The sequence below is a fragment of the Priestia sp. SRI_019 genome (assembly GCF_057586255.1).
Map to the genome: position 1 here is coordinate 238,805 of NZ_JBYCZN010000001.1, position 23,293 is coordinate 262,097.

Annotated in this window: 26 protein-coding genes and 1 other annotated feature; of the genes, 23 read left to right on the plus strand and 3 right to left on the minus strand. The window is 39.7% G+C overall.

Translation table 11 applies throughout. From position 1 onward, the window contains the following. Positions 1–13 precede the first annotated feature (13 nt). From AC2YJL_RS01160 to pheA, 17 genes are all read left to right on the plus strand, one after another. A complete protein-coding gene (locus AC2YJL_RS01160) occupies positions 14–583 on the plus strand; it encodes a Maf family protein (RefSeq protein ID WP_251568852.1) in 570 nt (189 codons plus the stop codon). Between the two features lie 15 nt (positions 584–598). Next, positions 599–1,285, plus strand: a complete 687-nt coding sequence (gene radC, locus AC2YJL_RS01165) for a RadC family protein (protein ID WP_013059346.1) — start codon at positions 599–601, stop codon at positions 1,283–1,285. Positions 1,286–1,514: 229 nt separating this feature from the next. After that, entirely contained in the window at positions 1,515–2,540 is a 1,026-nt protein-coding gene (locus tag AC2YJL_RS01170; RefSeq protein WP_013059345.1) for a rod shape-determining protein, read from the plus strand. A 19-nt stretch (positions 2,541–2,559) separates the two neighbouring features. After that, positions 2,560–3,441, plus strand: a complete 882-nt coding sequence (gene mreC, locus AC2YJL_RS01175) for a rod shape-determining protein MreC (RefSeq protein ID WP_013059344.1) — start codon at positions 2,560–2,562, stop codon at positions 3,439–3,441. After that, entirely contained in the window at positions 3,441–3,959 is a 519-nt protein-coding gene (gene mreD, locus AC2YJL_RS01180) for a rod shape-determining protein MreD (RefSeq protein WP_013059343.1), read from the plus strand. Before mreC ends, mreD begins: the two co-directional genes overlap by 1 nt. Before the next feature lie 116 nt (positions 3,960–4,075). Continuing rightward, positions 4,076–4,759, plus strand: coding sequence for a septum site-determining protein MinC (minC, locus tag AC2YJL_RS01185; RefSeq protein WP_013059342.1), 684 nt, complete (start codon positions 4,076–4,078; stop codon positions 4,757–4,759). A 2-nt stretch (positions 4,760–4,761) separates the two neighbouring features. Next, complete coding sequence (minD, locus tag AC2YJL_RS01190; protein ID WP_013059341.1) at positions 4,762–5,562, plus strand: septum site-determining protein MinD; 801 nt, start codon at positions 4,762–4,764, stop codon at positions 5,560–5,562. Between the two features lie 120 nt (positions 5,563–5,682). Beyond that, positions 5,683–6,465: a M23 family metallopeptidase gene (locus AC2YJL_RS01195; protein WP_028410565.1), complete on the plus strand. Its 783-nt coding sequence runs from the start codon at positions 5,683–5,685 to the stop codon at positions 6,463–6,465. Then, positions 6,458–7,324: a M50 family metallopeptidase gene (locus tag AC2YJL_RS01200; RefSeq protein ID WP_050688563.1), complete on the plus strand. Its 867-nt coding sequence runs from the start codon at positions 6,458–6,460 to the stop codon at positions 7,322–7,324. Before AC2YJL_RS01195 ends, AC2YJL_RS01200 begins: the two co-directional genes overlap by 8 nt. Positions 7,325–7,407: 83 nt before the next feature. Continuing rightward, on the plus strand, positions 7,408–8,877 hold the full coding sequence (locus tag AC2YJL_RS01205) for an Rne/Rng family ribonuclease (protein ID WP_251568851.1): 1,470 nt from the start codon (positions 7,408–7,410) through the stop codon (positions 8,875–8,877). 78 nt (positions 8,878–8,955) lie between these two features. After that, positions 8,956–9,027: a sequence feature (ribosomal protein L21 leader region), on the plus strand. Positions 9,028–9,041: 14 nt separating this feature from the next. Beyond that, entirely contained in the window at positions 9,042–9,350 is a 309-nt protein-coding gene (gene rplU, locus AC2YJL_RS01210) for a 50S ribosomal protein L21 (protein WP_013059337.1), read from the plus strand. A 9-nt stretch (positions 9,351–9,359) separates the two neighbouring features. Then, on the plus strand, positions 9,360–9,692 hold the full coding sequence (locus tag AC2YJL_RS01215) for a ribosomal-processing cysteine protease Prp (protein ID WP_013059336.1): 333 nt from the start codon (positions 9,360–9,362) through the stop codon (positions 9,690–9,692). A gap of 16 nt (positions 9,693–9,708) precedes the next feature. After that, complete coding sequence (gene rpmA, locus AC2YJL_RS01220; RefSeq protein WP_013059335.1) at positions 9,709–10,002, plus strand: 50S ribosomal protein L27; 294 nt, start codon at positions 9,709–9,711, stop codon at positions 10,000–10,002. A gap of 171 nt (positions 10,003–10,173) precedes the next feature. Beyond that, positions 10,174–10,698, plus strand: a complete 525-nt coding sequence (locus AC2YJL_RS01225; protein ID WP_336072750.1) for a Spo0B C-terminal domain-containing protein — start codon at positions 10,174–10,176, stop codon at positions 10,696–10,698. Positions 10,699–10,749: 51 nt separating this feature from the next. Further along, entirely contained in the window at positions 10,750–12,036 is a 1,287-nt protein-coding gene (gene obgE / locus AC2YJL_RS01230; RefSeq protein WP_013085117.1) for a GTPase ObgE, read from the plus strand. A gap of 33 nt (positions 12,037–12,069) precedes the next feature. Next, the gene (locus tag AC2YJL_RS01235; RefSeq protein WP_013059332.1) at positions 12,070–12,519 is read left to right on the plus strand and encodes an ACT domain-containing protein; all 450 of its coding nucleotides are present in this window, start codon (positions 12,070–12,072) and stop codon (positions 12,517–12,519) included. Positions 12,520–12,547: 28 nt separating this feature from the next. Then, on the plus strand, positions 12,548–13,420 hold the full coding sequence (gene pheA, locus AC2YJL_RS01240) for a prephenate dehydratase (protein WP_230933645.1): 873 nt from the start codon (positions 12,548–12,550) through the stop codon (positions 13,418–13,420). A 28-nt stretch (positions 13,421–13,448) separates the two neighbouring features. On the opposite strand, the gene AC2YJL_RS01245 is transcribed toward pheA, so the two are convergent. Next, on the minus strand, positions 13,449–13,994 hold the full coding sequence (locus tag AC2YJL_RS01245; RefSeq protein ID WP_251568850.1) for a transcription repressor NadR: 546 nt from the start codon (positions 13,992–13,994) through the stop codon (positions 13,449–13,451). A 15-nt stretch (positions 13,995–14,009) separates the two neighbouring features. Then, complete coding sequence (locus AC2YJL_RS01250) at positions 14,010–15,146, minus strand: IscS subfamily cysteine desulfurase (protein ID WP_195695861.1); 1,137 nt, start codon at positions 15,144–15,146, stop codon at positions 14,010–14,012. Between the two features lie 89 nt (positions 15,147–15,235). On the opposite strand from AC2YJL_RS01250, the gene nadB reads away from it, so the two are divergent. From nadB to AC2YJL_RS01280, 6 genes are all read left to right on the plus strand, one after another. Continuing rightward, positions 15,236–16,780, plus strand: a complete 1,545-nt coding sequence (nadB, locus tag AC2YJL_RS01255; RefSeq protein WP_251568849.1) for an L-aspartate oxidase — start codon at positions 15,236–15,238, stop codon at positions 16,778–16,780. A gap of 36 nt (positions 16,781–16,816) precedes the next feature. Beyond that, positions 16,817–17,710: a carboxylating nicotinate-nucleotide diphosphorylase gene (nadC, locus tag AC2YJL_RS01260; protein WP_195695863.1), complete on the plus strand. Its 894-nt coding sequence runs from the start codon at positions 16,817–16,819 to the stop codon at positions 17,708–17,710. Then, a complete protein-coding gene (nadA, locus tag AC2YJL_RS01265; RefSeq protein ID WP_195695864.1) occupies positions 17,667–18,767 on the plus strand; it encodes a quinolinate synthase NadA in 1,101 nt (366 codons plus the stop codon). Before nadC ends, nadA begins: the two co-directional genes overlap by 44 nt. 214 nt (positions 18,768–18,981) lie before the next feature. Further along, positions 18,982–20,280, plus strand: coding sequence for a SafA/ExsA family spore coat assembly protein (safA, locus tag AC2YJL_RS01270; protein WP_369361640.1), 1,299 nt, complete (start codon positions 18,982–18,984; stop codon positions 20,278–20,280). Continuing rightward, positions 20,270–21,235 (plus strand): phosphotransferase, encoded by a 966-nt coding sequence (locus AC2YJL_RS01275; protein ID WP_251568847.1) that lies wholly within the window; start codon positions 20,270–20,272, stop codon positions 21,233–21,235. Before safA ends, AC2YJL_RS01275 begins: the two co-directional genes overlap by 11 nt. A gap of 94 nt (positions 21,236–21,329) precedes the next feature. Further along, on the plus strand, positions 21,330–21,989 hold the full coding sequence (locus AC2YJL_RS01280) for a YhcN/YlaJ family sporulation lipoprotein (RefSeq protein WP_013059324.1): 660 nt from the start codon (positions 21,330–21,332) through the stop codon (positions 21,987–21,989). A gap of 103 nt (positions 21,990–22,092) precedes the next feature. Here AC2YJL_RS01280 and AC2YJL_RS01285 read toward each other — a convergent pair whose 3' ends face one another. After that, positions 22,093–23,172 carry a YsnF/AvaK domain-containing protein gene (locus AC2YJL_RS01285; protein WP_251568846.1) on the minus strand — a complete coding sequence of 360 codons (1,080 nt, stop codon included), beginning with the start codon at positions 23,170–23,172 and terminating at the stop codon, positions 22,093–22,095. Between the last annotated feature and the right edge of the window lie 121 nt (positions 23,173–23,293).

Genomic DNA, 23,293 nt, shown 5'->3' on the forward strand with positions numbered 1-23,293 from the left:
AAAGGTGAGATGTATGAAACAAACATTAATTTTAGCCTCAGGCTCTCCTCGTCGAAAAGAATTACTTCAGCAGCTTCACATTCCCTTTACCGTTCACGTTAGTACAATTGAAGAAATCGTCAATCCATCATACACTCCGTCCGAGGTAGTAATGGATTTAGCTAGGCAAAAAGCAGTGGACGTCGCTTCGCATCATAAAGAGGATATGGTCCTAGGTGCCGATACAGTTGTGGTATATGGCAATCGTATTTTAGGAAAGCCAAAAACGAAACAAGAAGCGATTGAAACACTTACGATGCTGTCAGGTCAAAAACACCAGGTATTAACTGGAGTAGCGTTCGTATCAAATGCAAAAGTTCATACGTTCTATGAACAAACAGATGTAGAGTTTTGGCCGATTGAACAAGATGAAATCGTACAGTACGTAGAGTCAGGAGAGCCTATGGATAAGGCTGGTTCTTATGGAATTCAAGGTCTCGGTGCTGCGCTAGTTAAAAGAATCGAAGGAGACTATTTCTCCGTGGTGGGCTTGCCGCTCTCCCGAACAATACGTGAGCTAAAACAATACGGTTTCGTCTACTAAAAAGGAGTGGCGAAATTGGATCAATCATTGTTAATTAAAGATTTTCCTCAAGATGAAAGACCTCGAGAGCGCCTTGTGTCAATGGGTGCTTCTAGTCTTTCTAACCACGAGCTTATTGCTATTTTACTGCGCACTGGAACCAAAGATGAATCTGTTCTTCAGCTCTCCAATCGCATATTAACGCATTTTGAAGGTCTTCAACTTTTGCAGCATGCATCGCTTGATGAAATGATGAATATTAAAGGTATTGGACCTGCAAAAGCGATTCAAATTATAGCGGCTATTGAAATAGGTAAGAGGATTGTACAGCGGAAATCTAGTCAGCGATATACCATTCATGGTCCTGAAGACGGAGCTAATTATGTGATGGAAGAAATGCGCGTGCTGTCTCAAGAGCATTTCGTCTGTTTATACCTCAACACGAAAAATCAAGTTCTCCACAAGCAAACCATTTTTATCGGAAGTCTCAATTCATCTATTGTCCATCCAAGGGAAGTATTTAAAGAAGCCTTTCGCCGTTCAGCTGCATCTCTTATTTGTATTCATAATCATCCCTCCGGCGACCCTACCCCCAGCAGAGAAGATATAGAGGTAACGAAGCGCTTAAAAGAGTGCGGATTTATCATAGGAATTGAATTGTTAGATCATTTAATTATCGGAGATCGAAAATATATTAGTTTAAAAGAAAAAGGATACATGTAAGGCTATGCTTTTTAAAATCCTTGGGTTATAATAGTAGTCATGATTTTAAATGACAAGTTCTTTACAATCATTCGTTATTAATAGACAAAGTATGACTTTTTATCATACAATATTTGGCGTTGACATCTATGAAAAAAGTATAGAAAATAAAAAATGTTACTTATGAAATGAAGAAATTGAATTATGGAATTTTTACCTTTGCATTTTGGTAAGAGAAAGGAAGAGACACATGTTTGGAATCGGTACTAGAGACCTTGGAATAGATTTGGGTACTGCAAATACGCTCGTTTATGTAAAAGGAAAAGGAATTGTTGTGCGTGAGCCGTCTGTTGTGGCTTTGCAAACTGATACAAAACAAATCGTTGCGGTAGGTAACGATGCAAAAAATATGATTGGTCGTACACCTGGGAACGTAGTAGCCCTTCGTCCAATGAAAGATGGAGTTATTGCAGATTACGAAACAACTGCGACGATGATGAAATATTACATCAATCAAGCTCAAAAAACAAAAAGTTTGTTTGCGGGTAAGCCGTATGTAATGGTTTGTGTACCTTCTGGCATTACAGCTGTTGAGAAACGTGCCGTTATTGATGCGACTCGTCAGGCTGGCGCGCGTGATGCGTATACAATTGAAGAACCGTTTGCTGCAGCAATCGGCGCCAATCTACCGGTTTGGGAGCCAACGGGAAGTATGGTAGTAGATATTGGCGGAGGAACAACAGAAGTTGCGATTATTTCTTTAGGAGGAATCGTAACGTGTCAGTCAATCCGTATCGCTGGGGACGAGATGGATGAAGCGATTATTCAATATATTCGCAAGAATTACAATTTAATGATCGGTGAGCGTACGTCAGAAGCATTAAAAGTAGAAGTCGGTTCTGCCGGAATTCCAGAAGGTATTGAAAACATGGAAATTCGCGGACGTGACTTACTAACAGGTCTACCGAAAACAATCGAAATTTCAGCAGAAGAAATTGCAGAAGCGCTAAAAGACACAGTGGCTTCTATTGTAGATTCAGTAAAAAGTACATTAGAAAAAACACCACCTGAACTTGCGGCAGATATTATGGATCGCGGTATTGTATTAACAGGCGGTGGCGCATTGCTACGTAATTTAGATAAAGTTATTAGTGAAGAAACAAATATGCCGGTTGTCATCGCAGAAGATCCGCTTGACTGTGTTGCAATTGGAACTGGTAAAGCGTTAGAACACATTGATTTATTTAAAAATCGTACAAGCGATTCATATCGCTAAATATTAAGAGGTGTAGATCGTGCCACAATTTTTCTTAAATAAACGTTTAGTTATTTTATTAGTCAGTATTATTGTATTAGTGGCATTGATTGGTTTTTCGTTAAATGGTCGTAAAAATGTAACGTGGCCTGAACAGTTTGTCAAAGATACGGTTGGTCTTGTTCAGGCTACCTTTAATGAACCCGCACAATTTGTAGCGGGTTTCTTTCAGAATGTAGGTGACTTAAAGCGTACATACGAAGAAAACGAGGTATTAAAAGCCCGTTTAGACGAACGCATGCAATTAGAAACGAAAGCCAACGCTTTGCAGCAAGAAAATAAAAAATTAAGAGCACAGCTCGACAAAAAAACGGATTTAAGTCAATACAACCCAATCGAAGCAACAGTTATTGCTCGTAATCCAGACCGTTGGCATGAGGTAATTGCCATTGATAAAGGGACGGTTCATAATGTGCAGGAAAATATGGCTGTTATGACTCCTGAAGGGCTGATTGGTAAAGTGAAGCATGCATCTAAGTTCACATCTACTGTGCAGTTAATTAGTTCATCAGATCGTACAAACCGTGTATCTGCTAAAATACAGGCTAAAAAAGAAGTGTTTGGTTTAATTGAAGGCTATGATGATAAAGAACAGGCGCTTGTTATGCGTCGTATTCCATTTGATGCTGATATTAAAGAAAAGCAAAAAGTAGTAACGTCCGGTTTAGGACAAGAAGACGGCATTTTCCCTAGCAATCTTCCAATTGGCGTTATCACAAAAATTGAGCCTGATGAATACGGATTAACGAAAAAAGCTTATATCAAACCTGCTGCTGACTTGTATGACTTAGATAACGTAGTTGTAGCTAAAAGAAGTGCGCCCGCTGCTGAAGACGATTTAGGGGCGGAGGAGGCTAACTGATGAAACGGTTTGTCCTTCCTATTCTCGTGCTTGTCGTTTTTATGTTTGAAAGTATCTTTGTTAATTTTGTCGCCATGGCATCACCATGGCGAGACTGGATTCTATCGCCTCACTTTGTTGTAGTGGTACTGGCTTTTATGTCAGTGTATTATCATCCAAAGCAAGCGATGCTATATGGGGTAATCCTTGGATTCATGTATGATATTGCCTTTACGGATGTCTTAGGAGTATACGCGCTTGGATTGCCGGCCGTATGCTATATCGTATCAAAACTAATGAAGATTTTTCAGCAAAATACGCTTATCGTAATCTGCATGTCGCTATTAGCTGTAGCCATTATTGAGTTTTATGTATATGGAATTAATAGCATTATTAATATATCCGATATGACCATTGGTCGCTTCTTGCAAGAGCGATTTTACGCAACCATCATTTTAAATGCCATATTTGCACTCATTTTTGCATTTCCGCTTCAAAGATGTTTTCAATATTTTGCTAAATTTATCGATGAACGCTGATCGGAACATACATTACGCTTCTCGTTCATGATAGGATAAAAATGCTGATTGAAGAAACGAAAAAAAGGAATTGAGTAAGTCTCTGTCGAAATTATATATTCGTTGAGGTGAGCGTCTTGAATAAACAAAAGCAACAAAATGTGACAATTAAAGGAACAAAAGATGGATTAACGTTGCATCTCAATGATACATGTTCATTTGCAGAGCTTTTGACGGAACTTAAGACGAAGCTTTTGACAAATAAGCATGGCGATGCCGATCAAATCGTCACAGTGTATGTCAAAATCGGAAATCGTTATTTAACTACAGAGCAGGAAACCGAATTGAAGGCGCTCATAGAAGAAAATCAGTATTTAGTAGTTAAACAAATTGATAGTAACGTTATTTTAAAGCAAGATGCAGTCCGCGTAAGAGAAGAAAGTGAATTAGTATCTGTTACAAAGGTAGTTCGTTCAGGACAGGTTCTCCATGTAGAAGGCGATTTGCTTCTAGTCGGAGACGTAAATCCCGGAGGAACCGTTGTAGCTGGAGGAAATTTATTTGTATTAGGTGCTTTAAAAGGGATTGCTCATGCAGGATATCGCGGCAATAAAAACGCCGTTATTGCTGCATCGTTAATGAAACCTTCACAGCTGCGCATTGCTGATATCATTACCCGATCAGAAGAAGAGCGCAGTGAGAAGGAAGAGAATATAATGGAATGTGCATACTTAGATGATAATGATCAAATGGTGATAGATCGCGTGCAAACTTTACCGCATCTAAGACCGAATTTGACCAGGGTAGAAAGGAGAATTTGACAGTGGGAGAGGCTATTGTTGTTACGTCTGGTAAAGGTGGAGTTGGAAAAACAACGACATCAGCCAATTTAGGTACTGCTCTAGCATTAGCTGGAAAGCGCGTGTGTCTAGTAGACACTGATATCGGCTTACGCAACTTGGATGTTGTAATGGGGCTTGAAAATCGTATTATTTATGATCTTGTAGACGTGGTAGAAGGTCGATGCCAACCGCAAAAAGCCTTGATTAAGGACAAGCGTTTTGAATGTTTGTACTTACTTCCTGCTGCTCAAACGAGTGACAAAACAGCTGTTCAACCAGAACAAATGCGAGAGTTAGTTCTTCAGTTAAAGCAAGACTATGACTATGTGGTTATTGATTGCCCAGCTGGTATTGAACAAGGCTATAAGAACGCCGTAGCTGGCGCTGATAAGGCACTCGTTGTGACAACACCGGAAGTTTCAGCTGTTCGTGATGCTGACCGTATTATTGGATTATTGGAGCAAGAGGATATCGAGTCTCCAAAACTGGTTATTAACCGAATCCGTAGTCATATGATGAAAAATGGAGACATGCTGGACGTGGAAGAAATTTCTCAGCTTCTGGCTGTTGATTTAATTGGAATCGTTGCTGACGATGAAAATGTTATTCGTGCTTCTAACAACGGTGAACCAATTGTCATGGATCCATCAAGCAAAGCATCAATTGCATATCGCAATATTGCAAGACGTATTCTAGGTGAAACGGTTCCTCTTCAATCGTTAGATGAAGAAGATAAGGGAATGTTTGCACGTATTAAACGATTCTTTGGCGTTCGTTCTTAAAAAGCTTCCGATAGAGGAAGCTTTTTTTATTTGTTTGATTTTGTAGAGTCAAGCTGTCATAAGCTCCACGGACAAGTCATATAGTTGATTATACGATAAGAACAAGGAGAATGATGAATCATGAATCGACGTGCTGATGAAATCCGTAAACGAATTGCTGAGCGTAAGCGAAAACAATTAAATACAACGAAGCGTCTTCCTCAAGAACCTCTTCATACGTCCTTAATGAGTGAAGAAGAAAAGTATGGATCGATGGATTATTCTACGGTTGAATACACACCATCAGCAAAGGAATATCACCCGTTATTTCGAAAAGAACGCTTTTTATTTAAAATTTTAGCTTCAGCCTGCTTAGTGTTAATTGTAGGGATTATGTTCAAGAACGCTTCTCCTACTTTTGAACAGGCCAGAGTGGTGGTTCAACAAACAATGGATAAAGAATTTCAGTTTGCAGCTGTTTCCTCCTGGTACGAAGATAAGTTTGGAAAGCCGTTAACGCTACTGCCGAATAAAGAGTCTAGCAAAACGGAGCAAAGTGTAAGCGGAGAATATGCTACTCCAGCTTCAGGGAAAGTAACGGAAACATTTGCTCAAAGTAAGCAAGGTGTGACGGTTCAAACAGGAGTGGATTCTGTTGTAGAAGCAATGAGTGAAGGTATTGTAAGGTATGTAGGAAAACGTGATGATACTGGGAATACGGTTATTATTCAACATGCGGATGGAACCGAAACTTGGTATGGACAGCTCAAAAAAATCAATGTTAGTATGTATGATTTCGTGAATAAAGGCAAAGAAGTAGGAATTGTGGAAAACAGTAAAAAAGGCGATGCTGGAACATTCTATTTTGCTATTAAAAAAGGTGATAAGTTTGTGGATCCTAGTCAGGTGATTCAATTTGAATAGTGCTTTTTCGTTATTGATGAAAATTCACATTCATCCATTGTTTTGGGGGATTTTCGTAATTGGTATCTTAACGGCTACGGTAAAGCAGCTTTTTTTGTTATTTATTATTGTAATTATTCATGAACTGGGCCACGCCGTAGCGGCTCAGTGTTTTTCTTGGCGGATTCGCAGAATTATGCTCTTACCTTTTGGGGGAGTAGCAGAAGTAGATGAACATGGGAATCGTCCATTTCGAGAAGAGTTTATTGTGACAATAAGTGGACCTCTTCAGCATCTCTGGATGTTTGGAGCTGCTTTCTTATTAATGAAAATAAATGTGTTGTCTTTGGAAACGTATGAGCAATTTATGTTTCAATGCACGGTGATTTTACTGTTTAATCTTTTGCCCATTTGGCCATTGGACGGAGGGAAGCTGCTTTTTTTAATTTGCAGTCGGTCTTTACCATTTTTAGAAGCGCATAAGCTTGCGCTCCGGTTATCAACGTTTTTTTTAGCTGTCGGTATTATTTACGCCGTTATTATGCATCCTTTTCAGCTGCACTTATGGATTGTTATTTCATTTTTAATTATATCTGGATATTTGGAATGGAAGAGCAGACAATTTGTCTACATGCGCTTTTTGTTGGAGAGATATCATGGCAAAGAGCATCCAATTGGAGCTTTAAAAACACTAAGTGTATCAACCAGTGAGACGCTCCATCAAGTTCTGCAAAAATTCCAAAGAGGTTGTAAGCATATGATTATTGCTACATCTCAAACAGGCGAGCATGTACAAATTGATGAAAATGAACTTTTACACGCTTACTTTGTAGAAAAAAGAACAAATAGCCAACTAGACGAACTTGTAACAGTTTACTGATTTCTAGTAACATAGAATAGAATGAAAAAAGTTCGGTTGCACTGACCGAACTTTTTCCTATGAATTTAGATTAAAGTGAGGCAATGTATGTGAAGGCATGTATTATTAACGCGGCTACTTCTTCAAAACGTATAGCCGTGATAAACGATAAAGCACTAGAAAAAATCTATTTACAAGAACAAAGCGAGAATCAAATTATTGGTGATATATATTGGGGTAAAGTAGTAAAAGTACTGCCTAATATGCAAGCAGCCTTTATCGATATCGGTTTATCAATGAACGGATTTATTCATCGAAATGAACTTGTATCCTATCAGCAGTCAGAGAATCCTCACAAAGATCAGCAGCCGATGTCTGCTTTTATTCGTGAAGGAGAAAAAGTATTGGTTCAAGTTGTAAAAGAAGGCATTGGGACAAAAGGGCCGAAGCTGACGGGTATCATTGAATTTTCTTCTGATGAGCTTGTATATTTACCGCACGGAAACTATGTCGCTGTATCCAAAAAAATAGCTGAGCCAAAACGACAACAGTGGAAACAGCTTGGTGAGCGGTTAAAACAAGGGATGGAAGGCTTTTTATTTCGAACAGCGATTGCAGAAAAATCAGAAGCTGCGGTCCAACATAAAATAAAAGAGCTACAGAAAAAATATGAGCGCCTTGAACGACAGACACAGGGGATGAAAGCTCCTGCCCTAGTCAGCAAAGGACAAGATTTTCTCGAAACAAGAGTGCAAGCTGCACTTCAACAAGGAGTTGATGGGATAGTAGTAGATGACTTCGACCTATATCAGCATCTTCAAACTACCTACCCTAACTCGTCAATAGAGTACTATAAAGGGAATGAAAATATTTTCTCTTTTTACGATGTAGAACGGCAAATAGAGAAGCTTTTAAAGCGAATCGTGTGGCTCAAAAGCGGAGGCTATATCGTTATTGACGAAACGGAAGCGATGACGGTCGTGGACGTGAACACGGGGAAGTTTTCAGGAAAAGATAATATTCGAAAGACGATGCTTCAAACAAATATGGAAGCTGCCTATGAACTGTCCAAACAGATGCAATTACGTCACTTAGGCGGCATGATCTTAATTGATTTTATAAATATGCCTCATAAAGAAGATCGGACAGAAGTAGAAAGGTACATGAAAAAGCTATGTGAACAAGATGAAGTGCGGACGAATGTAGTTGGCTTTACAGAGCTCGGCATATTGCAATTAACGCGGAAGAAAGTGCGCAATAGTATTGGATCGACATTAACTATGCCTTGTGAAGTATGTGAAGGAACCGGTAAAATGATTGATTCCAAAACGGCTGCTTTTCAAATTGAACGTGTAATTTGGGAACATCGCGGCGCGGAAGAAGAGGCTATTTGGATTGAGACGCGAAGTGATGTTATAAATGAAATGAAGGCACAAGGATTTCTCAACGCTTTAGAGAAAATGGTAAAAAAAACCGTATATCTTACGCCAAGCGATGATTATACAAACACATTTGTTTTGCGTCAATTGGGGTCGAATGAGCAGATCCAAAAAAGGGTCTCTGCTTCTATATAAAATTTTAGAAGAAAACATGAATTCCAATTGACACTAACCTTTGATTTGTAGTAAGATTTAATATGTTGGTTTGTAGCACCTGTGCTACAACCGCTCAGAACAGGTTTTAAGTTCACTTGAACACCTGTGATGGCGAGTCTTAGTTTTTAGAGGAGGTGCAGAGAATGTACGCAATTATTGAAACTGGTGGTAAGCAAATTAAAGTAGAGGCTGGTCAAGCAATCTACGTTGAAAAACTTGCTGGTGAACAAGGCGAAACAGTTACTTTTGACAAAGTATTATTTGTAGGTGGCGACAGCGTGAAAGTTGGTGTTCCTTTCGTAGAAGGTGCAACAGTTACGGCTAAAGTTGAAAAACAAGGTCGCGCTAAAAAGATCACTGTATTTAAATACAAAGCAAAGAAAAACTATCGTCGTAAGCAAGGTCACCGTCAACCTTACACAAAAGTTGTAATCGACGCTATCAACGCGTAATTATAACAAATGATTAAGGTGACGATTTCTCGTGATGCAAATAAGAAAGTTGACGGGTTCACGATGAGTGGACATGCTGACTTTTCCGAACACGGAAAAGATCTTGTTTGTGCGGGAGCATCTGCAGTTTCATTTGGAACAATTAATGCTATCTTTTCAATAAGTGGGGTTGAACCGCACTTAGAGCAAGGTGGAGATGGTGGGTATCTCCGTTGTGAGATTCCAAAAGATGTGGATTCCTTCACATTGGAACAGATTCAATTGCTATTAGAAGGTATGGTTGTTTCACTGAAAACGATCGAATTAGATTACAGTAATTATATAAAAATTAACGACAACTAAACAGGAGGTGGATGTCATGTTAGTAAGATTAGACCTTCAATTCTTCGCTTCTAAAAAAGGAGTAGGTAGTACTAAAAACGGTCGTGATTCAATCTCGAAACGTCTTGGTGCTAAACGTGCTGATGGCCAATTCGTATCTGGTGGTTCAATTTTATACCGTCAACGCGGTACTAAAATTTACCCAGGTGCAAACGTAGGTCGTGGTGGAGATGATACTTTATTCGCTCAAATCGACGGTATCGTTAAATTTGAACGTTTCGGTCGTGACCGTAAAAAAGTATCTGTATACCCTGTTGCTCAAGAAGCATAAGATACAAAAAGAAAACTCTAACCCAAGTAGGTTAGAGTTTTCTTTTTGTAGAATATTTCACCTATTACCCATTGGAATTTGTTATAATCGAACATATCTAAGAAGATTGATACGAGATGTTTGTCAGCGTTGTGAAATACTTATGCTCGAGTCAAAGTTAGGAGTGCTAAGATGGAAAAAGAATGGGATGTCGTAGAGGTATTAAGATACGCGCGGCATGATTGGTTAAATAAGCTGCAATTAATCAAAGGCAATCTAGCGTTGAATCGGCTTGATCGAGCGAATGAAATCATTGAAGAAATTGTAAATGAATCCAAGTTAACAAACATCAATATGCGACTGTTTGCGGGCTTTGTTATGACCTATCATTGGAATAACCATGCTGTTCGCTTAGATGTGGAAGTGCTCGGAGAATTGAAGGATTTATCACAATACGATGAGTTCGTATACAACTGGTGTTGCTATTTGACAGAAGCACTCGAAAAATATGTTGATTATCATGCAGAAAACTATTTGAGTATTTCAGTATGCATTGAAGAACAGGGAATTCGTTTCTTTTTTGACTTTAGTGGAATACTAACAGATATACAGAAGCTACAAAACAAGCTACAATGTTATGAGTGCGCTCAAGGAGTTGCATTGGTTGAACAGCATATGTCTGAAGATGAATTTAGCCTTATGCTAACAATAAGTTAACAGCGCTTTTGCTATTGCAGGAGCTAAGATATAGAACGGAGTGAAAAAGAAATGTTTGTAGATCAGGTCAAGGTATATGTAAAAGGTGGCGACGGGGGAAATGGAATGGTTGCCTTTCGTCGCGAAAAGTACGTACCAAAAGGAGGTCCTGCAGGTGGTGACGGTGGTCACGGTGCAGATGTCATCTTTGAAGTAGAAGAAGGATTGCGTACGCTGATGGATTTCCGCTATAAGCGTCACTTTAAAGCAAGCCGCGGTGAACATGGAATGTCAAAAGGACAGCACGGACGTAACGCTGAGCCGATGGTTGTAAAAGTTCCACCAGGTACGGTTGTGTTAGATGAAGATACGAACGAAACGATCGCTGATTTAGTTGAGCACGGCCAGCGCGCAGTGATTGCTAAAGGTGGACGCGGAGGGCGTGGGAATACGCGTTTTGCTACACCTGCAAATCCAGCACCGGAGCTTTCAGAAAATGGAGAGCCAGGTAAAGAGAGAAATGTAATTCTTGAATTAAAAGTATTGGCCGATGTAGGATTAGTTGGTTTTCCAAGTGTTGGAAAGTCAACGTTATTATCCGTAACGTCTGCTGCAAAGCCAAAAATTGCTGAATATCATTTTACAACAATTAATCCGAATTTAGGAGTAGTTGAAACAGAAGATAATCGCAGTTTTGTGATGGCAGATTTACCAGGGCTAATCGAAGGTGCACATGAAGGTGTAGGATTAGGTCATCAGTTTTTACGTCACATTGAACGTACCCGCGTTATTGTCCATGTAATCGATATGTCAGGTTTAGAAGGCCGTGATCCATATGAAGATTACTTAACCATTAATGAAGAGCTGCGTCAATATAATATGCGTTTAACCGAACGTCCGCAAGTAGTGGTAGCAAATAAAATGGATATCCCGCAAGCCGAAGAGAATCTAGCTGCATTCAAAGAAAAAGTAGGAGACGAAGTGAAAGTCTTTCCAATTTCTGCAGCAACGCGTAATGGAATCCGCGAACTGTTATTTACAGTAGCTGATCTTGTAGAAACTACGCCGGAATTCCCAATGCAAGAAGAGGAAGATCTATCTATGCACCGCGTATTGTACAAGCATGAAAAGAAAGAAGTGGAATTTGTTATTACGCGTGATAGCGATGGCTCATACGTATTAAGCGGTGAAAAAATCGAAAAATTATTCAAGATGACTGACTTCTCACGTGAAGAATCCGTTCGTCGATTTGCGCGTCAGCTTCGAGGCATGGGCGTCGATGAAGCCCTTCGTGAACGAGGAGCAAAAGATGGCGATATTGTAAAGCTGTTTGAATATGAATTTGAATTTATTGACTAATTGTTGTTCATAGGATAAGGGGAGGGGCTTTACTTGCATAAGAGCGATAAGCAGTTTTATTTAGTTCGCGAAGATGTATTACCAGAAGCGATGAAAAAAACATTGGATGCGAAGCTGTTAATTGAACGGGGAAAAGCTGAATCGGTAGCAGATGCTGTACAAGCCGTAGACTTGAGTCGCAGTGCTTTTTATAAGTACCGCGACACGGTCTTTCCGTTTCAGACGGTTGTCAAACAGCGAATTATTTCACTATTTTTTCATATTGAAGATCGATCAGGAACTTTATCACATTTATTGAGCACCGTTGCATCATCGGGATGCAATGTGTTAACGATTCACCAAACCATCCCTTTACAAGGGCGTGCCAACGTAACTCTTTCATTAGATACAGCAAGCATGAATGTTGAATTAAATGAAATGCTGCGAAGACTGAAAAGCTTAGAGTTTGTAGATAAAGTGGACGTGCTTGGTTCAGGGGCATAATGGCAAACAGATATAGATAAGGAGAGGCATGATTGTGGGGAAAGTAGGATATTTAGGACCAAAGGCAACATTTACACATGTAGCCGTCCAAGGCGTATTTAAGCAGCACGACCATATTCCATACAAAACAATTCCAGCATGCATTGATGCAGTGGATAACGGAGAAATTGAGTATGGAATTGTACCGTTAGAAAATGCACTTGAAGGATCTGTAAATTTAACACTTGATTATCTTATTCATGAACGTCGTCTGCCGATTGTTGGGGAAATTGTGCTTCCGATTCGTCAGCATTTAATGGTTCATCCATCTCGTGCAGAACAGTGGAAAAACATTGAAACGATTTATTCTCATCCTCATGCAATTGCGCAGTGTCATAAATTTTTACACGGAGAATGTACGTCAACTGCAGTAGAAGAGATGACATCAACGGCGTTTGCTGCGAAGTATGTAAGCGAACACCCTGAGCTTAATATTGGAGCTATTGCGAATGGGTTAGCAGCCCATGAATATGGATTACATATTGCCTGCCCGAACATTCATGATTATGATCATAATACAACAAGATTTGTTATTTTGCATAAAGATGGAGCGCAAGAGGTGCCATTTTTAGCTGGAAACGGGTGTAAGACAACGTTAATGATTACACTTCCATCTGATCAGGCAGGAGCGCTTCATCAAGTGCTTTCAGCCTTCTCCTGGCGCAAGCTAAATCTGTCTAAAATTGAATCCCGTCCTATGAAAACAGGGCTTGGAAACTATTTCTTTATCATTGATATTGAACAAAAAATGGATGAAGTATTAATCCCTGGGGCTATGGCTGAACTTGAGGCACTAGGCTGTAGCGTAGAGCTTTTAGGAAGCTATCCCCATACACTACTTGAAACAGAAATCCCGCTTTAAAGCGGGATTTTTTTGTTATAGCACCTTTTTATTCATTCGAAACTAAATAACCTTCCGCTTCAAGAGCTAAGCAGGCAGCATTCAGTTTTTCAATTGTATCTGCTTCAATCGTATGAAGGTGAATCCCATCTGTTAGCTGAGATAAATAAGTTGCGTTTGTTTCTTGAATTTTTTCTATGAACGTTTCTACTTCTTTTCGGGTTTGAATCATAACGGAAGCCGTTAATTCACCATACACAGGGTGTTCAACGGTTACATCTTTTACGAGAACGCCGTGGTCAACAAGCAGAAGAAGCTCTTTTTCAGCATCTTCTGGCGTATGCTGACAGGCAATAATTCGCTGATGCACGGTAGTTTGAGATGGATTTTGAATATAAATATATCCTTGGCTTGTTGCGATAATGGGCTCATTTTTAGCTTTAAGCAGCGAAATATCTTGTACAATGACTTGGCGGCTAACGTTCGTTCGTTTCGAAAGCTCACTGCCTGTCATTGGTTTATTCTCTGTTTTTAACCATTGTAGAATAAGTTCTCTTCTTTCTTCTCCAAGAATTTTCCTTTGAGTTCCTGGCACCTTTAATCCCTCCTTTTACACTGTCATAAATTCTTGCTGTAATAAATGAAAAACGGATATGAGTCGATCAATATGCTTAAACGTTGAATGTTGACTGAATGAAATACGGACAAAATTCTTAGCATTCGCAGTCGATTTGCCAATCGCAAGTAGAGAAGCTAATGGTTCCTGCTGATTTACATGACAGGCACTTCCCGTAGAGATAGCAATTCCGTGACGATTACATTGTAACATAACATATTGACCCTGTATGTTTGAAAACGTCAGTCCAATAATTCCAGGAAAATGAGAGTTCCCAAGGCCTTCTACTTCTATAAAAGGAGCAAGAGGCTCTAGGTTTTCTAGTAAGTACGATTTTAAGCGCTCATAATGGCTTTGAGCGGTCTTCATTTCTGCATATGCGTATTCAGCTGCTGCAGTAAAGGCAGCAATGCCCGCTGTATTTACAGTCCCAGGGCGAAAGCCTTTTTCATGAGTTGCTTTATGATAAATAGGCTTCCAAGAAGAACTTGAATTCATGTATACCATTCCTACACCTTTTGGTCCGTAAATTTTATGACTAGAGACTGAGATGCTATCAGCTTTCAGCTTTTTAACATCAATAGGAAGCTTACCAAAAGATTGAACACAATCACAGTGAAAGAGAATTTCTTTTTTAGATAAAAAATGGCCAATATCTTCAACTGGCTGAATTGTACCCAGCTCATGATTGATGTGCTGAATGGCTACTAGCACAGTGTCAGGTCGAATCGTCTTCTTTAAGTCGTCTACAGACACAACTCCGTTTTGATCTACAGGTACGTAAGATAGGGAAAATCCTTCTTTTTCAAGCTGCTGCAACGTATGAAGCACCGAAGAATGTTCAAGTTTCGTTGTCACTATATGTTTTCTTTCATCATTTTTTCCTTTTAAAAGAGAACGAATAGCTAAGTAATTAGCTTCTGTTCCCCCGCTTGTAAAAAAAAGATCATCCTCTCGACAATTTACTAACAGGCTTAATTTTTTTCTGCATAGCGTAAGTAAATTTTCTGCTTGTGTTCCAAGTGTGTGAAGACTGCTGGAGTTTCCATAATAGCTTGTTGCCGCTTCAGTATATACTTCAATTGCTTCTTGTCTCATTGGCGTTGTTGCCGCATAGTCCAGATAAATCATTTTCTCCCTCCGATAAAAAAACTTCTTGTCTTTCATTTAATAATATGTAAATATAGGTGTCAAGACACATGTAAATAAAGAGGTGTAAAATGTTAGAGACGGATGTTTTAATTATTGGAAGCGGATTAGCAGCGTTTTCTGCAGCTTATGAACTGTGTCGTCATAACAGAGTTGTAATGGTAACGAAAGGGAAAATTGACCGCAATAACTCAGTTCTTGCTCAAGGCGGAGTAGCAGCTGCTATTGGAAGCAGCGATCACTGGAGTGAACATCTCTATGATACGTTGGTTGCGGGCAATAAGCATTGCAATGAACAAGCGGTACGCACTTTAGTGGAAGAAGGTGCGGCTGTAGTAAATGAATTGATTCATAAAGGAATGAAGTTTGATAAAAATCCAGATGGTACGCTGCATTTTGGAAAAGAAGGAGCCCATCGTACGAATCGTATTCTGCATGCAGGCGGGGATGCAACAGGACAAGCGCTGTTCGCTTTTTTGAAAAAAGAAGTACTGCCATATATTACAGTTATTGAAAACGAAATGATTCAGCATTTAATAACTGTAGATGGAACGTGCAGAGGTGCTATCGGACAAGGTGAAAACAACAAAATTACTATATATCATGCTCGTCAAACGGTTATTGCTACCGGAGGAATCGGCGCTTTGTACAAGCATACCTCTAACCAGCCGCTTGCGACGGGAGATGGGTTAGCGCTTGCGTACAGGGCTGGAGCAAAATTAGCGGACTTAGAATTTGTTCAGTTTCATCCGACGCTTTTGTATCAAAATGAAGCGAAAGGTCTAGTATCCGAAGCGGTTCGAGGTGAAGGTGGCGTACTGGTAAATGAATGGAATGAACGCATAATGGAAGGCGTTCATCCCTTTAAGGATTTAGCACCGCGAGATGTTGTAGCAAGGACAATTTTTAATGAAATGAAAGAAGGAAGATCCGTATTTTTAGACATTGAAAAAGTGGCTCATTTCCAACAAAAATTTCCTACGATTACGGCACTGTGTCGGAAGTATAAAATTCAACTGGACAAAAAACGAATACCTGTTACTCCAGGCGCACATTTTTTAATGGGTGGAATTGAAGTAGATGGTTACGGACAAACAAGCGTTGAAGGATTGTATGCCGTGGGGGAAGTTTCTTTTACAGGCGTTCATGGAGCAAATCGTCTAGCAAGCAATTCATTGTTAGAGTGTCTTGTATTTGGAAAACGGACAGGGCGTCATATTTTACATAAAGCGAGAACGATATCTCATTATCCCCCCGTCCGTTACGTCTATAAAGACATGCCTAAAACACTGCCTGCCACAAGACAAATTCAGCATAAAATGATGGATTGTGTAGGAATCATTCGTCATGAAAACGAATTGGCTACTATTGTGCATGAATTCACAAATTACTTGGAGGGAATACCTCTTGACCAAGAAGTTATATATTCGAGGAAAGCTGCGGCCATCTGCAATATGCTAACGGCAGGTCTGCTTATTGCCGAGTCCTCTCTTGCAAGAAAAGAAAGTAGAGGAGGTCATTACCGAAGTGACTTTCCGCATGAAAACCAAGAATGGGAGCATAAGCGAATTATTAAGCAGTCTGCTGCTTCAACAAAACAATCATTAATTTTATAAGCAAGAAAATCTAAAAAGAAAGGTGAAGGTAGCACAATGAACACGTTGAAATTACAAAAACTATTGCAGTCTTTTTTTATAGAAGACATTGGAGATGGAGATATAACCTGTGAAGCTATTTTTTCTCCGTCTGACCAAGGGGAAGCTGTGTTCACGGCAAAGCAATCAGGTATTATCGCAGGAGTGGAATTGATTAAAGAAGGATTTCATTTAATAGACCCTGACGTGAAAGTGAATTTGGAGAAAAAAGATGGAGATGTTCTTAAGCCTGGAGATAAAATAGCTACCGTTTCAGGACCCGTGCGATCTATTTTGACCGGTGAACGGGTAATCTTAAACTTACTTCAAAGAATGAGTGGCATTGCCACGATGACGCACAAAGCCGTCGCGCTGCTTGGCAGCTCACATACGCGTATATGTGACACGCGAAAAACAACGCCTGGTATGCGAATGTTAGAGAAGTATGCCGTTCGTGCTGGAGGTGGTTATAATCATCGTTTTGGATTGTACGATGGCGTCATGTTGAAAGATAACCATATTGCACATGCAGGATCTATTCTAGACGCTGTTGTGAAAGTAAGAGAGCAGGTTGGACATATGGTTAAGGTGGAAGTGGAAATTGAAAACAAAAGTCAGTTGCTAGAAGCAATAGAGGCAGGAGCAGATGTCATTATGTTCGATAACTGTTCTCCAGAAGTCATTAAAGATTGGATACCACTGGTTCCCGCTCATATTGTCACAGAAGCATCGGGTGGAATTACGCTTGGCACGCTTCATTCTTTTAGAGACAGCGGAGTGGACTATATTTCACTTGGAGCTTTAACGCATTCAGCAGGGGCTATCGATATCAGCTTGGACTTATTAACAGAAAGGGGAACAGGAAATCATGAGTTTATTACAAACGCTTCAGCAGCAAACGCTGCCCGCTAAATATATAGAGCTCACAGAAAATGAAATGAAAAGAAGGGTACTAGAAATCAAGAAAAAGCTCGGAAGCAAATTGTTTCTGCTCGGCCATCATTATCAAAAAGATGAAGTGTACGAATTTGCAGATGCGGTAGGAGACTCCTTACAGCTGGCTCAAATAGCAGCTGAAAATAGAGAAGCTGAGCATATTGTGTTTTGCGGCGTTCACTTCATGGCAGAAACAGCTGATATTTTAACAGCTGAAAATCAAAAAGTCATTTTACCCGATATGCGAGCTGGCTGTTCAATGGCTGATATGGCTACTATTCAGCAAACAGAAAAGGCATGGCCTGTCTTACAGGATCTTTTCGGAGATACAATTATTCCGCTTACGTATGTGAATTCTACAGCTGCAATTAAATCTTTTGTAGGCGAACATGATGGGGCAACTGTAACATCTTCAAATGCAAAAAATATGGTGGAGTGGGCATTTTCTAAAAAAGAGCGCATTCTCTTTTTACCAGACCAGCATTTGGGCAGAAACACAGCTTATGATTTAGGTGTTGGACTAGATGAAATGGCCATTTGGAATCCTATTGAAGAAATGCTTGAATATGAAGGGGATATAAACAATATCAAGGTGATTCTGTGGAAAGGTCACTGTTCTGTGCATGAAAATTTCACGGTTAAAAATATTGATTATTTACGCGAGAAGCAGCCTGAGATGAATATTATTGTTCATCCGGAATGTTCTTATGAAGTGGTGCAAAAATCAGATTATGCAGGTTCTACAAAATATATTATTGATACAATTGAAAAAGCCCCTTCAGGCTCTAAATGGGCCATTGGCACGGAAATGAACTTAGTAAAACGGATTATCAACAGTCATCCGGATAAAGAAATTGTTTCGCTTAATCCCTATATGTGTCCTTGTTTGACGATGAACCGAATTGATTTGCCTCACTTGCTGTGGGCTTTAGAAAGCATCGAAGAAGGAACAGAAGTGAATCAAATCAAGGTGGATGAACATACAGCACAAGGGGCGATCAAAGCGCTAACGAATATGTTAGAACGAGCATAAAGATTTTTAAGACAATTAAAAAGAGAAGGTCTAAAAGAAGACTTATTGACATATTGTTTGTGTTGATAAGTCTTTTTTTCTTTATCATAAAAACTTGAACCAAACTGTGGGCAAAATGAATAAAAAAATGGTTCAAGGCATATCTTGTGATGAACAAACAGAACTTACTTTGATTTTGCACATATAGATGGCAGAGACTCTACTCGGGAGGGGAATGACGTTGAAAATCCATATCGTTCAAAAAGGGGATACCCTTTGGAAAATCGCTGAAAAGTATGGGGTTAATTTTGAAGAGTTAAAAAAAGCGAATTCTCAATTAAGCAATCCAGACATGATCATGCCTGGAATGAAAATTAAAGTGCCGACAAGCGGAGTGCCTGTTCAAAAAGAAGGAGCTCCTTCACCTGGTATAAAAGAAATGCCTAAAGTTCAACACCCTTATAGTGACCAATCCACAAAAGCTTATCCAGTAACGGAAATTGATGAAAGTCCGGATGAGAAAAAGTCAGCTAATCAGCCTGCTCAAACACCGTTTATGCAACCGATAAAAGAAGCACCAATCGCACAGCCAAAGAAAGAAGCACCGATTGCTCAACCGAAAAAGGAAGCGCCGATTGCGCAGCCAAAGAAAGAAGCGCCGGTCGCGCAGCCTAAAAAAGAAGCACCAATTGCGCAGCCTAAAAAAGAAATGCCAGTTGCGCCAAAGCTTCCTAAATTAAAGCCAATTGCACCTGAGATTGATATTAACAATTATTACACCGTTAATATGGCGATGCAGGCTCCAAAAAAAGAAGCACCAAAAGAACTACCTAAGCATGAATCGCCAGAAAGTCCTGAGATGGAGAGTATAGAAATGCCTCCTCAAATGCCATGTTACCCAATCATGCCGATATCGCCTGTAATGCCAGGCTGCGGGTTTAATTACATGCCGTGTCCTCCGCCAATGTATGCACCGCAGCCATATCCAATGCCAATGTATCAACAGGCTCCAATGTATCAACAGGCTCCAATGTATCATCACGGTTATGAAAACGAATCGTTTGAAGAACATGCGATGGGCGCTCACATGGCACCGATGCCAATGTATCCAATGATGCCACACAGCTGCTATGGACCGGTACAATGTTCTCCTTGTCCGCCTCCATGGGGATATCAGCAGCCCGTTTATCCGGCCTATCATCAAGCACCGATGTATCCACAAGTACAAGGAGCTATGACAGGTGGCCATTATGAAAGTTCTTCCGATGGTTATGGAAACGCGCCTTATCATTATGGGCAGCACTATGCGCCACAGCAGCAAGGAGACTGCGGCTGCGGTGAACCAAGACCTGACGACTATGCACCACAGCAGCCTTATCCACAGTACCAACAGCAGGTACCTTATGGCTTTCAGGACCCAAGGGCACCCTATCCAGCCCCATATGGCATGATTGGTGTACCTCCGTATCCTGCGTTTGATCCAAATGCATTTAGTATTCCAGAATACGATGAGTACGACGAAGATGAAGATTGATTATTATACACGAGACGATTTTAATTTAAATCGTCTCTTTCTCTATTTGAAAAAAAGAGATATTCACGTTGAGACCTATCGTATGAAAAAGCCTCATGTTATCATAGCGGATACGAATAAAGGAAAAAAAGTAATAAAAGCATACAGAGACAAAGGTAAAATTGAACATGTTTATCATTTTTTATCTCAGATTCAACAAGGGTATGCTGTTAATTTTGAAGCTTACCCAGAAGGTGAACTTTATATAAAGGACCGTCATTTGTACTGGGCGATGATGCCTTTTGTTAAGCAAGTAAAAGAGGTAACGTATGAAAGTTTTCAGGGTCGGGAAGAAGTATTACAAACATTGATTCGCTATCATGGAGAAATTCATAAAAAGAAACTAGCCGCGTATACAAAGCTTTCTGAGTATGATCTTATTTTAAAATGGAAAAAGCGGCTTTCTTCTTTTCGAGAAACATCACATGTATTTAGGGAATTTAATCAATTTCATGTATATAAAGACATTGCGACTTGGGGAGAAAAAGCTTTAGTCTTAATGGAGCGCTTCAAAGATAGTGGGTTAAACTGTTCCATTATTCACGGTGACGTTGCTTCACATAATTTCTTGAAAACAAACCATTTGGGTATTGTTATGATTGATTTTGACTTATCGGCTAAAGCTCCTGCTCTTTATGACTATGTCCAGCTTGCCCAGCGCTTTTTGCCTTACGTCCAGTGGTCGATGAAAGAACTACTTCAACACTCGAAAATAAAAGAATTAAGCAAGCAGCGTTTTTTTCTTGCTTCTTTGCTATTTCCATCGATGCTGATGAGAAACTGGAATATAAATGCCTCTACTTTATCATGGGCAAACCGTCAAAGATTAATGCAGCAATCGGTTGAAGAATGGTCCCAGCGTACACGTTTTTATCGAGTGATTTACCAGCACTTACAAAACCTACATGACATGTAAAGAGTTTATAAACACTTCATCGAATAAGAAACGGCTCGTCTTTTAATCCTAATAGTAAGCTCAGAGTAAGTAGAGCTTAAATTAGGGGGCGATTATGTTGAATAGGTATGTAGCAACTTCTTTAGCTTTTGCATGTATGATGGGACTTGGCGCTTGCAATAACAAAGACCAAGGTATGGAACAGCGCTATACAGATACGACACAGCCTGTTGGCTATCATACAAATGAAAAAGCGAATGAACATCGCGTAGATAATCCGAAAGGTCCAATGACTGAAGTTTTAGATGGGAATGGAACACCTAATTATCCGTTAAACGTAAGTGATGGACGTTTTGACAATCCGACAAACCCTTATGGAAACATCAATAATACAAATGATCGTACAAATGGCGTTGCTAATATGTATTATGGTGAAGATTATCCAAGAGACTTTACGGAAAAAGTGGCTGATCGAGCTGCAAGCGTTAAAGGTGTAGAAAATAGCCGCGCCGTTGTCCGTGGAGATCAGCTATTAGTTGCTGTAGATCCGGCCAAAGACATAAATAACGGCCGTTTAAAACAAAACGTGCTCGATAAAGTAAAGCCTATTGCAAAGGACTACAATGTTCAAGTAAAAGTAGATCATGATGTATTTATGAACGCTCGTTCTCTTGATGACGATATTCGAAATGGAAAAGACCGAAATACGATTCAAACTAATTTCAATGGTCTATTTGAATCAGTTGATGAGAATGTCAATCATAAACATCGTTAAATGAAGAAGCAGCTGTCTGTGAAGGACGGCTGTTTTTTTGATGAGAAGACATATAAAAAAGCTGCCATTGAAGCCAGGCAGCTATTCCCCGAACATGTAACTATTAATTTTTCTTGTTAGAAGAAGATTTGCTTGTTGTTTTGGATTCTGCTTCTTCCTTTTGAGCATTAGTTTCATTTTGTTTGAGGCGACCTTCTCTTTTTTTCGTATCTGCTGGTGCCGTAGCGACACTCTTTGTATTTTTTACATTTTTTGCAGAAGAGCTTGTCTCATTAGCTTGTGTGTTTGGCTTCTCGTTGTTAGTTGTCTGACTATTATCGTATTCAGCTTCCACGTCGCTTGCTAGAGCTGCAGAAACTTGAGCGTAAGTATGGTCTGTATAGTTCATCATATTTTCGTATACTTCAGGGCTCGCGAGTCCATCAGGTTCTACGCTTGCTTCTTCTTTCTTAATCGTTTCAGTCCATTCTTTTGTTTCTTGAATAAGTTTTTTTCCTATAATTACTTCTTCAACAATAACTGGTCTTTTGGTTATTTCTACGCGTTCTTCCATGATTGGAATACGAATAATTTCATCTTCTGTAAGTGGCCCAGCGTTATAGTCTCCGTCAACTACAGGGCGGCGTTCAATATAAAACTCTTCTCTCGTAACAGGAACGTGTACAGTTCTTTCTTCCTCTATTACTTTTTTGTGGAGTTTTACTTCACCGACTTGGACGCGTTCTTTTAAGACATCTAATTTTTCTTCACGTAGTTGGACGGCTCTATGCTCGTTGTGTTCCGTATAGGTTCCGTACGCTGGAGTTTGTTCAGAGCTTACGGCATCTATCAAGATTAAAATTTTACCAGCGGCTACATCTGTCTCGCACTGCACGGCTGAGAAGTCTGGTACGCCCATGCGGATTAATTTTGACTTCAAGCCGTTTCCTTGTTTGAGCCCCATGCCGCCTGTCATCATGGTAAAAAAGTTATCCATCATGACGCCAGCTAATGAACTTACGGCAGGTGAACCAGCTTCAATAATTACATTTGTATCGTGACCTATTTGAAATGTATTACTTTTACTGTTAGAAATAACCATAATGTCTGTTTCTCGATAACCTTGACGCTTTAAATTATGGATAACATCTAAAGCTTCTTTCTCTGAAAAAAAAGTTCCGACTACACTTTTATTCATTCTCATTACTTCAGCTCCCTTTTTTATGAAAATAGATATAGAAGTCCTTACAATTACTTCCACTATGTACATACCCTGCGAAAATTTAATTAAAACGTTTAAGAGAAAATTTTACAAATAGTGTGCA

What these genes read in the sequence shown, in the direction of transcription:
- AC2YJL_RS01160 (WP_251568852.1), top strand. Translation starts at nt 14, where the DNA reads ATGAAACAAACATTAATTTTAGCCTCAGGCTCTCCTCGTCGAAAAGAA.
- AC2YJL_RS01170 (WP_013059345.1), top strand. Translation starts at nt 1,515, where the DNA reads ATGTTTGGAATCGGTACTAGAGACCTTGGAATAGATTTGGGTACTGCA.
- mreD (WP_013059343.1), top strand. Translation starts at nt 3,441, where the DNA reads ATGAAACGGTTTGTCCTTCCTATTCTCGTGCTTGTCGTTTTTATGTTT.
- AC2YJL_RS01195 (WP_028410565.1), top strand. Translation starts at nt 5,683, where the DNA reads ATGAATCGACGTGCTGATGAAATCCGTAAACGAATTGCTGAGCGTAAG.
- AC2YJL_RS01205 (WP_251568851.1), top strand. Translation starts at nt 7,408, where the DNA reads ATGTATGTGAAGGCATGTATTATTAACGCGGCTACTTCTTCAAAACGT.
- rplU (WP_013059337.1), top strand. Translation starts at nt 9,042, where the DNA reads ATGTACGCAATTATTGAAACTGGTGGTAAGCAAATTAAAGTAGAGGCT.
- AC2YJL_RS01215 (WP_013059336.1), top strand. Translation starts at nt 9,360, where the DNA reads ATGATTAAGGTGACGATTTCTCGTGATGCAAATAAGAAAGTTGACGGG.
- rpmA (WP_013059335.1), top strand. Translation starts at nt 9,709, where the DNA reads ATGTTAGTAAGATTAGACCTTCAATTCTTCGCTTCTAAAAAAGGAGTA.
- AC2YJL_RS01225 (WP_336072750.1), top strand. Translation starts at nt 10,174, where the DNA reads ATGGAAAAAGAATGGGATGTCGTAGAGGTATTAAGATACGCGCGGCAT.
- obgE (WP_013085117.1), top strand. Translation starts at nt 10,750, where the DNA reads ATGTTTGTAGATCAGGTCAAGGTATATGTAAAAGGTGGCGACGGGGGA.
- pheA (WP_230933645.1), top strand. Translation starts at nt 12,548, where the DNA reads ATGATTGTGGGGAAAGTAGGATATTTAGGACCAAAGGCAACATTTACA.
- AC2YJL_RS01250 (WP_195695861.1), bottom strand. Translation starts at nt 15,146, where the DNA reads ATGATTTATCTGGACTATGCGGCAACAACGCCAATGAGACAAGAAGCA.
- nadB (WP_251568849.1), top strand. Translation starts at nt 15,236, where the DNA reads ATGTTAGAGACGGATGTTTTAATTATTGGAAGCGGATTAGCAGCGTTT.
- nadC (WP_195695863.1), top strand. Translation starts at nt 16,817, where the DNA reads ATGAACACGTTGAAATTACAAAAACTATTGCAGTCTTTTTTTATAGAA.
- nadA (WP_195695864.1), top strand. Translation starts at nt 17,667, where the DNA reads ATGAGTTTATTACAAACGCTTCAGCAGCAAACGCTGCCCGCTAAATAT.
- safA (WP_369361640.1), top strand. Translation starts at nt 18,982, where the DNA reads ATGACGTTGAAAATCCATATCGTTCAAAAAGGGGATACCCTTTGGAAA.
- AC2YJL_RS01275 (WP_251568847.1), top strand. Translation starts at nt 20,270, where the DNA reads ATGAAGATTGATTATTATACACGAGACGATTTTAATTTAAATCGTCTC.
- AC2YJL_RS01280 (WP_013059324.1), top strand. Translation starts at nt 21,330, where the DNA reads ATGTTGAATAGGTATGTAGCAACTTCTTTAGCTTTTGCATGTATGATG.
- AC2YJL_RS01285 (WP_251568846.1), bottom strand. Translation starts at nt 23,172, where the DNA reads ATGAGAATGAATAAAAGTGTAGTCGGAACTTTTTTTTCAGAGAAAGAA.